14 protein-coding genes and 1 tRNA gene are annotated in these 13,593 nt (G+C 68.6%); 9 read left to right on the top strand and 6 right to left on the bottom strand.

The annotated features are described in order from the left end of the window. Positions 1-55: 55 nt before the first annotated feature. The gene (locus C5E10_RS02100; RefSeq protein WP_104330223.1) at positions 56-1,036 is read left to right on the top strand and encodes a 1,4-dihydroxy-2-naphthoate polyprenyltransferase; all 981 of its coding nucleotides are present in this window, start codon (positions 56-58) and stop codon (positions 1,034-1,036) included. Here C5E10_RS02100 and C5E10_RS02105 read toward each other — a convergent pair. After that, entirely contained in the window at positions 1,033-1,461 is a 429-nt protein-coding gene (locus C5E10_RS02105) for a DUF4229 domain-containing protein (RefSeq protein WP_104330224.1), read from the bottom strand. The genes C5E10_RS02100 and C5E10_RS02105 overlap by 4 nt on opposite strands. 158 nt (positions 1,462-1,619) lie before the next feature. Here C5E10_RS02105 and C5E10_RS02110 point away from each other — a divergent pair, with 158 nt between their 5' ends. Genes C5E10_RS02110 through C5E10_RS02120 form a run of 3 tightly spaced genes read left to right on the top strand, consistent with a single transcriptional unit; the run spans position 1,620 to position 4,576 of the window. Further along, positions 1,620-2,189 (top strand): PLDc N-terminal domain-containing protein, encoded by a 570-nt coding sequence (locus C5E10_RS02110; RefSeq protein WP_104330225.1) that lies wholly within the window; start codon positions 1,620-1,622, stop codon positions 2,187-2,189. Beyond that, positions 2,182-4,032 (top strand): 2-succinyl-5-enolpyruvyl-6-hydroxy-3-cyclohexene-1-carboxylic-acid synthase, encoded by a 1,851-nt coding sequence (gene menD, locus C5E10_RS02115; RefSeq protein ID WP_308471700.1) that lies wholly within the window; start codon positions 2,182-2,184, stop codon positions 4,030-4,032. The genes C5E10_RS02110 and menD overlap by 8 nt, the downstream gene beginning before the upstream one ends. A 58-nt stretch (positions 4,033-4,090) precedes the next feature. Next, a complete protein-coding gene (locus C5E10_RS02120) occupies positions 4,091-4,576 on the top strand; it encodes an acyl-CoA thioesterase (RefSeq protein ID WP_104243423.1) in 486 nt (161 codons plus the stop codon). Positions 4,577-4,615: 39 nt separating this feature from the next. Here the strand turns inward: C5E10_RS02120 and C5E10_RS02125 are convergent, their stop codons facing one another. Further along, positions 4,616-4,825 carry an Rv0909 family putative TA system antitoxin gene (locus C5E10_RS02125; RefSeq protein WP_104243421.1) on the bottom strand — a complete coding sequence of 70 codons (210 nt, stop codon included), beginning with the start codon at positions 4,823-4,825 and terminating at the stop codon, positions 4,616-4,618. Positions 4,826-4,920: 95 nt separating this feature from the next. Here C5E10_RS02125 and C5E10_RS02130 point away from each other — a divergent pair, with 95 nt between their 5' ends. Then, a complete protein-coding gene (locus tag C5E10_RS02130) occupies positions 4,921-5,772 on the top strand; it encodes a PPK2 family polyphosphate kinase (RefSeq protein WP_104330227.1) in 852 nt (283 codons plus the stop codon). Between the two features lies 1 nt (position 5,773). Here the strand turns inward: C5E10_RS02130 and C5E10_RS02135 are convergent, their stop codons facing one another. Further along, positions 5,774-6,307 carry an ASCH domain-containing protein gene (locus C5E10_RS02135; RefSeq protein WP_258070962.1) on the bottom strand — a complete coding sequence of 178 codons (534 nt, stop codon included), beginning with the start codon at positions 6,305-6,307 and terminating at the stop codon, positions 5,774-5,776. Then, entirely contained in the window at positions 6,304-7,605 is a 1,302-nt protein-coding gene (locus C5E10_RS02140; protein WP_308471701.1) for an isochorismate synthase, read from the bottom strand. Before C5E10_RS02140 ends, C5E10_RS02135 begins: the two co-directional genes overlap by 4 nt. Before the next feature lie 75 nt (positions 7,606-7,680). Between C5E10_RS02140 and C5E10_RS02145 the strand changes: the two genes are divergently transcribed. The 3 genes from C5E10_RS02145 (at position 7,681) to C5E10_RS02155 (ending at position 11,026) form a co-directional block, all read left to right on the top strand. Next, on the top strand, positions 7,681-8,409 hold the full coding sequence (locus C5E10_RS02145) for a class I SAM-dependent methyltransferase (RefSeq protein ID WP_104243417.1): 729 nt from the start codon (positions 7,681-7,683) through the stop codon (positions 8,407-8,409). 103 nt (positions 8,410-8,512) lie between these two features. Further along, positions 8,513-9,610 carry a polyprenyl synthetase family protein gene (locus tag C5E10_RS02150; protein ID WP_104330228.1) on the top strand — a complete coding sequence of 366 codons (1,098 nt, stop codon included), beginning with the start codon at positions 8,513-8,515 and terminating at the stop codon, positions 9,608-9,610. Positions 9,611-9,661: 51 nt separating this feature from the next. Beyond that, complete coding sequence (locus C5E10_RS02155; RefSeq protein ID WP_104330229.1) at positions 9,662-11,026, top strand: FAD-dependent oxidoreductase; 1,365 nt, start codon at positions 9,662-9,664, stop codon at positions 11,024-11,026. 225 nt (positions 11,027-11,251) lie between these two features. Here C5E10_RS02155 and cls read toward each other — a convergent pair whose 3' ends face one another. Together cls and C5E10_RS02165 are read right to left on the bottom strand one after the other, a co-directional pair. Next, on the bottom strand, positions 11,252-12,766 hold the full coding sequence (cls, locus tag C5E10_RS02160; RefSeq protein WP_104330239.1) for a cardiolipin synthase: 1,515 nt from the start codon (positions 12,764-12,766) through the stop codon (positions 11,252-11,254). Between the two features lie 62 nt (positions 12,767-12,828). Continuing rightward, positions 12,829-13,317 (bottom strand): YajQ family cyclic di-GMP-binding protein, encoded by a 489-nt coding sequence (locus C5E10_RS02165; RefSeq protein ID WP_104307651.1) that lies wholly within the window; start codon positions 13,315-13,317, stop codon positions 12,829-12,831. 124 nt (positions 13,318-13,441) lie between these two features. Between C5E10_RS02165 and C5E10_RS02170 the strand changes: the two genes are divergently transcribed. Then, positions 13,442-13,523: transfer RNA gene (locus C5E10_RS02170), tRNA-Tyr, on the top strand. Positions 13,524-13,593: the final 70 nt, after the last annotated feature.

Consider the following 13,593-nt stretch of genomic DNA (forward strand, 5'->3'; position numbering starts at 1 on the left):
TGCGCAAGCCGTCGTCGCAGGGATGCGGGCCTGCGCCGCCCTCTAGAATCGCTCCGTGGCGCAGAAACAGAAGCACAGACAGCGGAAGCAGCAGCAGGCGAACCCCACGCAGCGGCCACGGCCGAAGGCGAGGGAGGTGCGCAAGCTGGATGCGCGCGCCTGGATCGCGGGTGCGCGTCTGCGCACGCTCCCGCTGGCGATCGCTCCGGTGCTGCTCGGCACCGCTGGTGCCATCGTCGACGGCGAGCCCGGCCAGTACCACTGGGTGCGTGCCCTCGCCTGCCTTGCCGTTGCGCTGTGCCTGCAGATCGGCGTGAACTACGCCAACGACTACTCGGACGGCATCCGCGGCACCGACGCCTTCCGGGTCGGGCCGGCCAGGCTCACCGGCTCCGGCCTGGTCGAGCCGAAGCGCGTGAGGCTCGTCGCGTTCATCTTCTTCGGCCTCGGTGCCCTCGCCGGCCTCTTCCTGGTGGTGACCTCGGGGCACTGGTGGCTGCTCGCCGTCGGCGCCGCCGCGATCGTCGCCGCCTGGTACTACACGGGCGGCAAGCGTCCGTACGGCTATGCGGGCCTCGGCGAGGTGTTCGTCTTCGTCTTCTTCGGGCTCGTGGCGACCGCTGGCACGACGTTCGTGCAGATCGGGAGCGTCTCCGCGAACGTGTGGATCATGGCGACGGCGATCGGCCTCTTCGCCTGCGCGGTGCTCATGGTCAACAACATCCGCGATATCGAGCAGGACCGCCTCGCGAGCAAGCGCACGCTCGCAGTGCTCGTCGGTCCGGTCGTGTCGCGATGGCTGTTCGGTGTCTTCACGCTGGCCCCGTTTGTCCTGGCGATCCTCTTCGCCATCGCGTACCGCAACGCGATCTTCACCTTCTTCGCCCTGCTGCTGGCGGCCCCGGCCGTGCTCATCGCGTCGACGGCGCGCAAGCCGCGCGAGCTCATCCTCGCGCTGATGCTGACGAGCTTCGCGACGCTGGCCTACGCCCTGCTGCTCGGCCTCGGCATCGTCTTCAGCGGGTACGTGCGCTAGTTGACGTTCGGTCGGGTGCTCTCGGGGGCATCCGGCTCGTCGGCGTGAGCTGAGGCGTCCGCCTGCTCGGGTGCGGTGAGCGCGTCTGGCAGCGCGTCTGCGTCTGGAGCTGCGTCGACGTCTGCCTCGGCAGCGGCGGTCGAGTTGGGACCCGCTTCGCCGTCGAGGGCCGCATCCTCGAGCTTGTCGTCCGCGGTGCGCGCGTCCTTGCGCTCGCTGAGGCGCTGCAGGTCGTCGCCCATCTTCTGGCGGGTGCTGCGCAGGAAGATCACCGAGATGCAGGCGCTGATGATGGCGCCGACAAGAGCTCCCGCGAGCCAGCTCCACTGCCAGGCAGGCAGGGCCAGCATGACAACCGCGAACGGGATCGCGAACGCGAGCAGTCTGATGACGGAGTAGACGAGCCAGGCGCGCTTCGAGTTCATCCCGCAATTCTACGAGCGAGGCGGATGCGCGCCTCACCGACTCCCTGAACGCCCGGTCTGCGCCCGGTCTGCGCCCGGCGCTCGCACCGAGCGCGGTTCGCGGAGGGCGAAGGCATCACCAGCTCGGGCGGAGGCAAGTCGCGTATCCTCGGGGGACCATGTCTCGCCTCCTCATTACTGCCGCAGTCATCGTCGTCGCGGTGACGATCTTCGCCGTGGTCGATTGCGCGATGACGGACGCAAAGCGCACGCGCGCACTCCCGAAGCCCGTCTGGGTCGTCGTCGTGCTGCTGGTCCCCGTCGTCGGACCCCTCCTCTGGCTCTTCTTCGGCAAGGTCCGCGGCAATGCGGTAGCCGCGAAGCCGGTGCAGACCACCCCGGACGATGACGAGACGTTCCTGCGCTCGATCGGCATCGAGTCCGACAGCGATGAGCGCATCCGCAAGCTCGAGGAGGAGCTGCAGGCGCTCGATGACGTCGACTTCCCGGCCGCGGCCCCAACTGGCCCGGTCTCGGAGGGTGGCGTCGCGACGGCCCTCGAGGACGCGAACGACGAGGCGTCGTCCGGTGAGAAGTCGGAGAAGTCCGCGAAGCCCGAGCCTGGCGGCAAGAAGCCCCGCAAGGGCCACGACAAGCCTGCCGCGGGCGACGACGAGCCCGGCGAGCACGAAGAGCCGATCGAGCACAAAGACGACTGGACTCAGGGCGACGGGTCGCCCCGTGCCTGAGCGGCACGCCCACACCGAAGCCTCCAACTCCCAGCGCCCCACAGCGGGCGCTGAGTCGCGTGCGCCCGCACCCGGGGCGAGCATGCCGCGCACCGGCAACCCGGCGGTCGACTTCAGCCTGCACTTCCTGGGTTCGCTCGTCCGCCTCGGCGTCACCGATCTTGTGGTCTGCCCCGGTTCCCGCTCACAGGCGCTCGCCCTCGTAGCGGCCGAGCTCGAGCGAGTCGGAGCGGTTCGCCTGCACGTTCGCATCGACGAGCGCTCGGCCGGCTTCTTCGCCCTCGGCCTGGCTGCGGAGACCGCCCGCGCGGTACCCATCATCACCACGTCGGGAACCGCCGTCGCCAACCTGCTCCCCGCCATGCTCGAGGCGTTCCACGCCGGAGTCCCGCTTGTCGCGGTCACCGCAGACCGGCCGGAGGAGCTGCTCGGCATCGGGGCGAACCAGGCCACGACGCAGCCCGGGATCTTCGGGCCCAACATCGTGCACGAGGCGATGGATGCGCCGACGGGGGCACCCGCGGAGTCGGCGGAGGCCGAGCGCCTCGCACTGCGCGCCGCATCCACGACCGGACCGCTGCAGCTGAACCTGGCCTTCCGCGACCCGCTGAGCGTCGCCGTCCCATCGCTCGAGGCCTGGGCCGAGGGCGTCGACCCGGGCGAAGCTCCCGTCGGCGACCGCGTCGCCGAGGTCAGCCAGGCCACCGATGCGGATGACGTCCTCGACGTCGACGCGGCCGAGTGGCAGCGCACGCTGGTCATCGCCGGGGCTGGCGCTGGCGCAGTGGCAGAGGAGGTCGCCCACGCCGGCGGCTGGCCGCTCATCGCCGAGGCGTCGAGCGGCTCGCGCTACGGCCGCAACCTCGTGCTCGCCTATCGACAGCTCCTCGGGGCGAGCTCCCCACGGCCAGATCTCCGGGATGCCATCACACGGGTCCTCGTGTTCGGACACCCGACGCTCAGCCGAGAGATTCCCCAGCTCATCGCCCGCGAGGGAGTGCACGCCGTCGTCGTCGGCTCGACGGGCGGCGAGCCCTACAACCCCGGCCGCGCCGTCGCTGCGCACGTCGAGGCCGTGCGTGTGCATCCCGTCTCAGCCGGCGACGCCGAGTCCCGGGCCGAGTCGCGCTCCTGGCTGCGCGAGTGGGTGCTCGCGAGTCGGGAGATTGTCGCGGCCTCGGCGGAGCAGCCGCCAGCGCCCGACATCGAGGCGTCGAGATCGAGCGACAAGGCCGTGCGCAGCCGATTCGCCAGGCAGGAACTCGCCGTCGCCCGCACGAAGGTCGACAGGCGGATGCTGGTCGAGGCCGTCTGGAGCGCCACCTGGCCCCACGACCGGCTCGTGCTCGGCGCATCCACCCTCATCAGGGTGCTTGATGCCCACGTGCCGGGCAAGCCCGTGCGAGTGCACTCGAATCGGGGACTCGCCGGCATTGACGGCACCGTCGCGACGACGCTCGGCGTCGCCGTGGGCAGCCAGCTCGCCGGCCCCGTCTCAGCCCAGGGTGGCGTGACGCGTGCGCTCATCGGCGACCTCACCTTGCTCCACGACGCCTCTTCGCTGCTCGTCGGGCAGGGTGGCGAGTGGTCGCCCCGCGTGCAGCTCATCGTCGGCAACGACGGCGGGGGCACGATCTTCGACGATCTCGAGGTGGCTCGCACGGCCGCCTCCGCCGCGCACGCACGGGTGCTGTACACGCCCACCGCTGTCGACCTCGAGTCGCTCGCGAGGGCCTACGGCTGGAGTTACCTGCGGGTCGAGACACGTGCCGAGCTGGAGCGCGCGCTCGTCTCTCGGGAGCACGAGCGCGTCCTCATCGAGGTGCCTCTGCAGCGAGGCTGAGTGAAATGTCAGGACATATGCTAGCCGTGCACTGTCCGGCCTGAGCAGCGGAGGAACGATGGCCCCCACATCCCCCAACCCCGAGACGCGCGCCGCCGCCGAGGGAGACATGAACTTCCACACCCGCAAGTGGGTGCGACCGGAGGACCTGAACGCGAACGGCACCCTCTTCGGTGGAAGCCTGCTGCGGTGGATCGACGAAGAGGCCGCGATCTACGCGATCATCCAGCTCGGCAACTACCGCTGCGTCACCAAGTACATTTCGGAGATCAACTTCGAGGCGTCCGCGCAGCAGGGCGACCTCATCGAGATGGGGCTCGTCGCGACGCACTTCGGTCGCACGTCGATGACGATGCGCGCCGTCGTGCGCAACATGATCACACGGCGCACGATCCTCTCGATCGAGAAGATCGTGTTCGTGAGCCTCGGCGATGACGGGCACCCCGTGCCGCACGGGTACTCGAGCATCACGTACGCGCGCGACCGGATGCCGACCACGCATCCGCAGACCGGCACGATCGCCGTTCCCCGCGTCGGCGAGTAGCGCCGCCGCTCCGAGCGGCGGCGGCGCTGCGGCAACGAGCTACTGGTTGCCGACCTGCTTGTCCGCCGCGTCGCGTGCGCCCTTGATCTGATCGGTGAACTTGTCGCCGGTCGCCTTCTGGGCGGCGTTCGCGACGCCGTCGAGGATCTTGTCGCTGATGTCCTCGGCCTTCTCGCTCTTGAGCGCCTCGGTGACTCGCGGGTCCTTGAGGAACTCCTGCGCCTTGCCGGTGATGTTCTCGATGCCCATGTGCTTCTCCTCTGCTGGGCGCCGCTTCCGCTCCGTCGCGAAAGCTGTTCGCGCGAGCAGAGCATAGCGTCGGTGGGTGGCGTTAGCCTGTTCTCATGCCTCACTTCACCACCGAAGACGCTGCAGTGCTGCGCGTCGATGAGAACTTCGATCTGGGTGCGCTCGACCCCCGCTCGACCCCTGGATTCACCGGCAAGAAAGCCGACGCCGCGACCCTGTTCACCGAGCACGACGACGAGATCGCGGAGCTCCAGGAGCGCATGTTCGCGAACTCGCGGGCGGGTCTCGAAGCGCCGTCCGTGCTGCTGCTCCTGCAAGGCATGGACACGTCCGGCAAGGGCGGAATCGTGCGTCACGTCATCGGGGGCGTCGACCCGCAGGGGGTGCAGATCGCCTCCTTCAAGGCGCCGACGGCCGAGGAACGCGAGCAGGACTTCCTCGTGCGCGTCCGCAAGCAGCTGCCCGCCGCCGGCAAGATCGGCGTCTTCGACCGCTCCCACTACGAGGACGTGCTCATCCAGCGGGTCCGCTCATTCGCGCCGCCGGAGGAGATCGAGCGCCGCTACGGTGCCATCGTCGACTTCGAGAACGAGCTCGCCGCATCCGGAACGAAGCTCATCAAGGTCATGCTGCACATCTCGAAACAAGAGCAGGGCGAGCGCCTCGCGGAGCGGCTCGAGCGCCCGGACAAGCACTGGAAGTTCAACCCGGGAGACATCGACGAGCGACTGCTCTGGGACCAGTACCAGGAGGCCTACGAGATCGCGTTGCAGCGCACATCGACGGAGACCTCGCCCTGGTACTGCGTGCCCGCCGATCGCAAGTGGTTCGCCCGCCTCGTGGTGAAGGGCCTCCTGCTCGATGCGCTGCGCGGCTTCGACCTGCAGTGGCCCGCCGCCGATTTCGACGTCGAGGCCGAGAAGCGGCGTCTCGCCGAGAGCGCGTAGCTCAGTCTGCGAGCTCGGGCGGCCAGACGACGCCGAACCGCTCGAAGACGACCTCGTGCTGCGGCGTGAACTCGCGACCGACCGCGGCCCGGGTGCGTTCCCAATAGCGCTGGTGCTCCCGGCGCCAGCTCTCGAGGCTCCGGTCGTCTTCACCCTCGTCGTAGGCGAAGGCCTCGTCGACGCTGTCGAAGGGGCCGACGCGCAGCTCCGTGCTGCGGATGACGACGACGGGCGTCCCTCGGCCATCGCACGCGATCCAGTGCGAGCCGATGCGGGGCAGCAGCTCGCCTTCCTCTGCGAACTCCTCGAGGAGCGCCGCGGTGGCGCGCTTCGGTCCGTGCGTCACCAGCGCAAGCAGCTCATCGGCGAGTTCGACGCTGTCGCCGAAGTTCTCGACCGAGTACTCGGGGGCGGCATCGGCGGCACCGGGGTTGGCGGCGCGGTAGGCGTCCCACATCGCGGCGGCCGCGGCGCGGTCGAGTTCAGGGAGATCCGTGCGGCCGAGGGCCGCGTTGCTGTTGGCTGCCTCTGTCATCGCGAGTCCTCCTCGTCCGGCCCGTCGGCGCTGTCGCCGCGGAGCGCTTCCACGATGGGTCGGAACTTCAGCTGCGTCTCCCGGTACTCGTCCGAGGCGTCCGAGGACGCCACGATGCCGCCGCCCGCGTACGCCGTGATCGACCCGTTCGCGTCGATCTCGGCACCGCGCAGCGCGACGGCCCACTCGCCGTCCCCACCAGCGCCCACCCAGCCCACTGGGCCGGCATAGCGCTGTCGGTCGAACGGCTCGAGGGCGAGGATCGCGTCGAGGGCCGTGGGTGTCGGGGTGCCGCCGACGGCCGCCGTCGGGTGGAGCGCATCCACGAGATCGAGCACCGTCACTCCCGCAGGCAGGGTGCCGCGGATATCGCTCGCGAGATGCCAGAGGTTCGGGAGCTTGAGCGTGAAGGGGGCGCGGCTGCTCGTCAGGCCCGTGCCCGGGTCCTCGTGCGTGTCGAGGGTCGCGAGTGAGGTGAGCGCGCTCTCGACGGCGAAACGGTGCTCTGCCAGGTTCTTCTCGCTGTGCCGCAGCCTCGCCTCGGCCCGCGCGTCTGCTTCCTCGTCGCTGCCGCGGGGTGCCGTGCCGGCGAGCACCCGCGCCGAGACCTGCCGCTCGAGCACACGCACGAGCGTCTCCGGGCTCGTCCCGGTGAGTCCGTCGACGGCGTAGGTCCAGCACTCGGGGTACGCCGAGGCGAGTCTCGCGAGCAGGCGGCGGCGGTCGGCGCCCTCCGGGAGGGAGCCGAGCTGCTCGCGCGCCAGCACGACCTTCGAGAGGTGACCGGTGTGGATGAGGTCGAGGGCACGGTCGATGGCGCGTCGGTGCTCGTCGCCCGACATCAGGCCGTCCGTGAGCGTGGCCGTGGCGTCGACGTCGCCGAGAGGTGCCACGTCGGGGAGGCGCGGCTCCGGGGCAGAGCCATCGGCGGTGATCGCCGTCACGAAGCACCGCGCACCTCGACGCCCCACGACGAGCTCGGGAACCTCGAGGATGCTGCGCGCCCCCGACTCGGCGGCGAACGCGAACGCGCCGAACGCGATGAGGCCAGAGCCCGTCACCTGGGCGGCATCGTCGATCTCGGCCGCCCCGACGACGTCCCGCCAGGCTGTGGCGGAGTCCGGGATTCGCGTCGCACCTGTGAACTCGCCGCGCCACGCGCTCCCCGTCGCGACGACTCCATCGCCGTGACGAAGCCACACGAGGGGGGAGGTCGACGACGCGAAACGGAGGAGATCGCCCGGATCGGGGACCTCGATCGTCCGTGCGCGCAGGCGGGGGAGGATCACAGCTGGCACGACGGCAAGACTATCCCCAGCAATCCACTGGAACACGGCCAGGGCGAGACGTGCGCCGCAACGTAGGATGATCTGGTGACAAAAGCCGACCTGAACAAGCGACCCGAGCAAGTGTCGTCGATGTTCGACCGTGTTTCCAAGAAATACGACGAGACGAACGACATCTTGAGCATGGGCAACGCAGCGCGTTGGCGCGTGCAGACGCGGCACGCCATCGCCCCGCAGCCCGGCGAGAAGATCCTCGACGTCGCAGCGGGCACGGGCACGGTCAGCAAGGTCCTCGCCGACGCGGGCGCCAAGGTCACCGCCCTCGACTTCTCCGCGGGCATGATCGAGGAGGGCAAGCGCATCCATGGCGCGAACCCGAACATCGACTTCGTGCAGGGCGACGCCACCAAGCTTCCTTTCGACGACAACACCTTCGACGCGTCGACGGTGAGCTTCGGCCTGCGCAACGTGCAGCAGCCGAAGGTCGCGCTCCAGGAGATGCTGCGCGTCACGAAGCCGGGCGGGCGCCTCGTCATCGCCGAGTTCTCCACGCCGCCGCAGGCCCTCATCCGCACGGGATACCGCGCGTACATGCAGATCGCGATGCCGACCATCGTGAAGCTCGTGAGCAGCGACCCCGAGGCGTACACCTACCTGAACGAGTCGATCATCGCCTGGCCCGCACAGCGTGAGCTGGCGTCCTGGCTGCGCGAGGCGGGCTTCGAGCGGGTCAAGTACCGCAACCTCACCGCCGGTGTGGTCGCCCTGCACAAGGGATTCGTCCCGCTCGCCGACTCCGGCAGCGTCCCGAGCTAGGGAGCAGCAAGCCAGCAGGAACCCGGCAGGGCGCCGGCCTGAACCCCCAACCAAGTTCGCCAGAGGGCACCCCTCGAGCGGAGAACCTGAACCACCAGGAGACATGAGCGTGGAGCTCCCCAAGACCGAACAGCGCCGGAAGGCGCGAAGCACTGTGGTGCCGGGCGGAACCGACGACCTCTTCGACGGTCCGAACTCCGACGTGCTGCGCGAGCGCCTGGACGCCGGATTGGCCGCGGTCGAGACCCGCCTCCGCGACGAAGTCCAGTACGCCGACGAGATCGCCGACGTCACCGCCCGATACCTCCTCAACGCCGGCGGCAAGCGCCTGCGTCCCATGCTCACCGTGCTCGCCTCGCAGTTCGGCGACACCCCCGGTTCGGACGAGGTCATCACCGCGGCTGCCGCGGTCGAGCTCACCCATCTCGCCTCGCTGTACCACGACGACGTCATGGACGAGGCGGAGCTGCGTCGAGGCGTTGCCGCCGCGCACCTGCAGTGGGGCAACTCCATCGCGATCCTCGCCGGCGACCTGCTGTTCGCCCGCTCGAGCCTCCTGTTCTCGGAGCTCGGCCTGCGCGCCGTGCGCCTGCAGGCGACGATCTTCGAGCGGCTCGTGCTCGGCCAGATGCGCGAGACGACGGGGCCGGCCGCGGATGTGGACCGCATCGACCACTACGTCGGGGTCCTCGCGGACAAGACCGGTTCGCTCATCTCCGCTGCAGCCCAGTTCGGCGCGATCGTGTCCGGCGCACCGGAGTCCGTCGTCTCGGCGCTCGCCGAGTACGGTGAGCGCGTCGGCGTCGCCTTCCAGCTCGCCGACGACGTCATCGACCTGCAGCAGAACCCGGACGCGACGGGGAAGCTGGCCGGCACGGATCTGCGAGCCGGCGTCGAGACGCTGCCCGTGCTGCTGCTCGAGCGCCAGGCCGCGACCGACGAGGTGAGCCGCGACCTGCTGGAACGTATCCGGTCCAGGGTCGCCGGCGTCAACGAGCAGCCCGAGGAGACTCGCGCGAGCGAGGAGGAGATCTCGGGCATCATCCGCGAGCTCCGTGAGCACCGCGTGACGCAGTTGACGGTCGACGAGGCCCAGAACTGGGTGACGCTCGCCGTCGAGGCGCTGCGGCCGGTCAAGGCCGGCCCCGCGAAGAACGCCCTCGAGCGCTTCGCCGCAGAGGTCGTCAGCCGCGACCGCTGACCGAGCCGTTCGCGAGACAGCTCACCCCCTGACCCCTTCTCTGGAGGACATGTGACCACGCTCCGCCTTGCCATCGTCGGCGCAGGACCAGCCGGTATCTACGCGGCAGACATCCTGCAGAAGATGGAGCGGCAGTTCGATCTCTCGATCGACCTGTTCGACAAGCTGCCGGCGCCGTACGGTCTCGTCCGGTATGGCGTGGCCCCTGACCACCCCCGCATCAAGGGCATCATCAACGCCCTCCGCGAGGTGCTCGAGTCGGGTGTCATGCGGGTCTTCGGTGGGGTCGAGTTCGGCAAGGACATCACGCTCGACGACCTCAAGCAGCATTACCACGCGGTGATCTTCTCGACCGGCGCCATCCGCGACGCCTCCCTCGACATCCCCGGCATCGAGGCCCACGGCAGCTTCGGTGCAGCCGACTTCGTGAACTGGTATGACGGGCACCCCGACGTGCCGCGCACCTGGCCGCTCGAGGCGCGGGAGATCGCTGTCATCGGGAACGGCAACGTCGCGCTCGACGTGGCCCGCATGCTCGCGAAGCACCCCAAGGACCTCCTGTCCACCGAGGTGCCGCAGAACGTCGTCGACGGGCTCGAGGCGAGCCCCGTGACCGATGTGCACGTGTTCGGGCGTCGAGGGCCCGCGCAGGTGAAGTTCACGCCCCTGGAGCTGCGCGAGCTGGGGGAGATCCCTGACGTCGACATCATCGTCGACGAGGGCGACTTCGATCGTGACCCAGCCGCGGCCGAGCTCGCGAAGACCAACAAGCAGCTCATGGTCATCGGCCGGATCATGGGCAAGTGGCGGGGCGAGCGCGAGCTCACCGCATCGCGGCGCCTGCACCTCCACTTCTACTCGAAGCCGGATGCGGTGCTCACCGAGGAGGGGCCAGAGGGAGAGCGCGTGCGCGCGATCCGCATCGAGCGGACGGAGCCCGACGCCGAGGGTGGCGTGCGGGGCACCGGCGAGTTCATCGAGCACCCGGTGCAGGCCGTCTACCGGGCCATCGGGTACTTCGGCTCGCCGCTCCCCGGGGTCCCCTTCGACGAGCACCACGGCGTCATCCCGAACCACGAGGGTCAGGTGTGGGACGACGACAACCAGCAGGTCAACGGCATGTACGCGACCGGGTGGATCAAGCGCGGCCCCATCGGCCTCATCGGGCACACGAAGTCGGATGCGCTCGAGACCGTCACGCACCTCGTCGCCGACCAGGGCAACTGGTGGACTCCGGCCGACCCGAGCGAGGCCTCCATCGTCGAGCTTCTCGAATCACGTGATGTGCGGTTCACTGATCTCGAGGGTTGGCGCCGCCTGGATGCACACGAGCTCGCGCTCGGCGAGGCGGCTGGTCGCGAGCGCATCAAGGTCGTTGACCGCGAAGAGATGACGCGCATTTCCCGCGGCGAATAGGGGTTCGGCTCCCTGTCGGCGAACAGGGGAGTTCTCCCCATCGCGGAATGACGGTTCACCTCGTACGCTCGGAGTACGCGCAGAGAGCGGAAGAAATTCCCGGGCCTGAAACGGTCCGGGGCACCGACTTCAGCCGGCGGTTGAGCCGCGTCGCATTGGTCGTTCTGACCGCGGCGCGAAACTGGGGGAGCTCGCCGTCGGCTGAAGACCCTTTCGAGTGGTTTCCTACTGGATGACGCTCGTCAGACGGGCGACGTTGTCGAGCGCGCGCGTGAGGATCGGTCGCTGCCGCCATTCGTCGAGGGTGAGCTCGTAGCTGCGCTGCCGGTACCCGTTCTCGACCTCGCGCATCCGGTTCACGAACTCCTCGCCGTGCACCATGAGCATGAGCTCGGCGTTGAGCGTGAAGGAGCGCATGTCCATGTTGCTGGAGCCGATGAGCGTGACGGAGTCGTCGAAGGTGATGTGCTTCGAGTGGAGGATGTACGGGCGCCGGTACAGCATGATCTTCACCCCGGCCCTGAGGAGCGCCTCGTAGTAGGAGCGCTGCGCGTGGAAGACGAAGAACTGGTCGGCGATCTCGCCGACGAAGAGCTCGACGCTCACTCCTCGCTGCACGGCCGTCGTGATGGCGTACATGAGCGAGTCGTCCGGTACGAAGTAGGGGCTGACGATGACGATGCGCTCTCGGGCCGCGTAGAGCAGCTGGTTGAAGAGGCGGAGGTTGTTCTCGTTCTCGTAGCCTGGCCCACTCGGCACGAGCTGGCAGGGGAAGACGTCTTCCTGGTCGCCCGCTTCGATCTCCGCTTCCGCTTCGTCGGGCTCGGGGGTGACGGGGTCGTTCTCGAAGACGTCGGTGAGCAGCTCCTCCGTCTCGGCGTACCAGTCGGAGATGAAGACGGCGTTGACTCCCGTCACCATGGGGCCCTCCATGCGGAGCATGAGGTCTTTCCATCTGAGGGCGTCGGTGCCGGGCTTGGGGCCACGGTGGTAGTCGCGGGAGATGAGGTTCTGCGAGCCGAGGTAGGCGGTGCGTCCGTCGACGACGAGGAGCTTGCGGTGGTTGCGCAGGTCGACGCGCTGCATGCCGCCCTCCCACGGGTACAGCGAGAGCATGCGGTGCCAGTCGGCGCCGATCTCGGTGAGGCGCTGCTTCATCCTCTTGTAGCCCCGGTACCGCATGGAGCCGATGTGGTCGAACAGCACCCGCACCTTCACGCCGCGTTGCACGGCGCGTTCGAGGGCGTCGAAGAACGGGGCGGTGGCGTCGTCGTGGCTCATGGCGTAGAAGAGCACGTTGACGTAGCTCTCCGCCTGGTCGATCTCCCGAGCCATGCGCCTGATGGAGCGGTTGTAGCTGCCGTGGAGCTCGAGGCGGTTGCCGTCGGCGAGGGGGATCGCGGTGAGGTGCTCACCGAGCTTCGTGACCTGCTCGAACCAGGAGGGGTGCGTGATGGCGCGCTCCGCCGGGGCGATCTGGTCGGTGGCGTCGCGGATGATGCCGTCGACCTGCGCCTGCATGCGTCTCCGCCTCGTGGGCAGCTGGTTGGTGCCGAACAGGAAGAACAGGATCACCCCGGCGTAGGGGATGAGGACGATCGTGATGATCCAGGCGAGCGCCGTCGTCGGCCGTCGATTGCGGGGGATGACCACCACTGCCGTGACGATGATGAGCACGTAGATGGTGGCGACGAGCCCGAACCAGAACCCGGTCAGACCGAGTTCCGGGTACCACGGCATGAGCGCCCCGACGGCCGTGCTCGGGTCGTAGCCGGCGCGGCCGCCTGCGACCCCGGGCGGCACTATCGGCGGTTGACGAACTGGAGGTCGACCTCGACGTCGGCGGCCTTGAGCAGAGCCATGGTGGCCTGCAGGTCGTCGCGGCTCTTCGAGGAGACGCGGAGCTCGTCGCCCTGGATCTGCGCCTTGACGCCCTTGGGGCCCTCGTCGCGGATGAGCTTGGTGAGCTTCTTCGCGCTCGGCTGGTCGATGCCCTCCTTGAGGGAGGCCTCGATGCGGTACTCCTTGCCGGAGGCGTAGGGCTCACCGACATCGAGCGTCTTCAGCGAGAAGCCGCGCTTGATGAACTTGGTCTGCAGGACATCGAGCACCGCCTTCACGCGCTCTTCACTGGAAGCCTTGAGGAGGAGCTTCTCGCCAGACCAATCGACCGAGGCGCCAACGCCCTTGAAGTCGTAGCGCGTCTCGAGCTCCTTCTGCGCTTGGTTGACGGCGTTGTCCGCCTCCATCTTGTCGACCTTGTTAACGACGTCAAACGAGGAATCTGCCATGCCGTCCATGGTAGCGAGGCCCGCCGACAATCTCGCGAGCATGGCGGTTCGTCGGGTCGTTTCGACAAACCGGGTGGAAGTCGGTAGTCTCTAGCCTGCACGTTTGCGCTTCGCGCTGTGCACTGGCGAGTTACCCAAGCGGCCAAAGGGATCTGACTGTAAATCAGACTGCTCAGCATTCGGGGGTTCGAATCCCTCACTCGCCACGAACACCATGACGCGAGACATCTTCGAGATGTCTCGCGTCATTTGCGTCTCCGGGACCATCCCCATCCC

This window comes from Pseudoclavibacter sp. RFBG4, from assembly GCF_002931515.1.
GTDB lineage: Bacteria > Actinomycetota > Actinomycetes > Actinomycetales > Microbacteriaceae > Pseudoclavibacter.

Excerpts from the sequence above, each read along its gene's own strand:
- C5E10_RS02150 (WP_104330228.1), top strand. The coding sequence starts at position 8,513 with ATGAGCGTGGAGCTCCCCAAGACCGAACAGCGCCGGAAGGCGCGAAGC.
- C5E10_RS02105 (WP_104330224.1), bottom strand. The coding sequence starts at position 1,461 with ATGAACTCGAAGCGCGCCTGGCTCGTCTACTCCGTCATCAGACTGCTC.
- C5E10_RS02125 (WP_104243421.1), bottom strand. The coding sequence starts at position 4,825 with ATGGGCATCGAGAACATCACCGGCAAGGCGCAGGAGTTCCTCAAGGAC.
- C5E10_RS02130 (WP_104330227.1), top strand. The coding sequence starts at position 4,921 with ATGCCTCACTTCACCACCGAAGACGCTGCAGTGCTGCGCGTCGATGAG.
- cls (WP_104330239.1), bottom strand. The coding sequence starts at position 12,766 with ATGCCGTGGTACCCGGAACTCGGTCTGACCGGGTTCTGGTTCGGGCTC.
- C5E10_RS02165 (WP_104307651.1), bottom strand. The coding sequence starts at position 13,317 with ATGGCAGATTCCTCGTTTGACGTCGTTAACAAGGTCGACAAGATGGAG.
- C5E10_RS02135 (WP_258070962.1), bottom strand. The coding sequence starts at position 6,307 with ATGACAGAGGCAGCCAACAGCAACGCGGCCCTCGGCCGCACGGATCTC.
- C5E10_RS02110 (WP_104330225.1), top strand. The coding sequence starts at position 1,620 with ATGTCTCGCCTCCTCATTACTGCCGCAGTCATCGTCGTCGCGGTGACG.
- C5E10_RS02120 (WP_104243423.1), top strand. The coding sequence starts at position 4,091 with ATGGCCCCCACATCCCCCAACCCCGAGACGCGCGCCGCCGCCGAGGGA.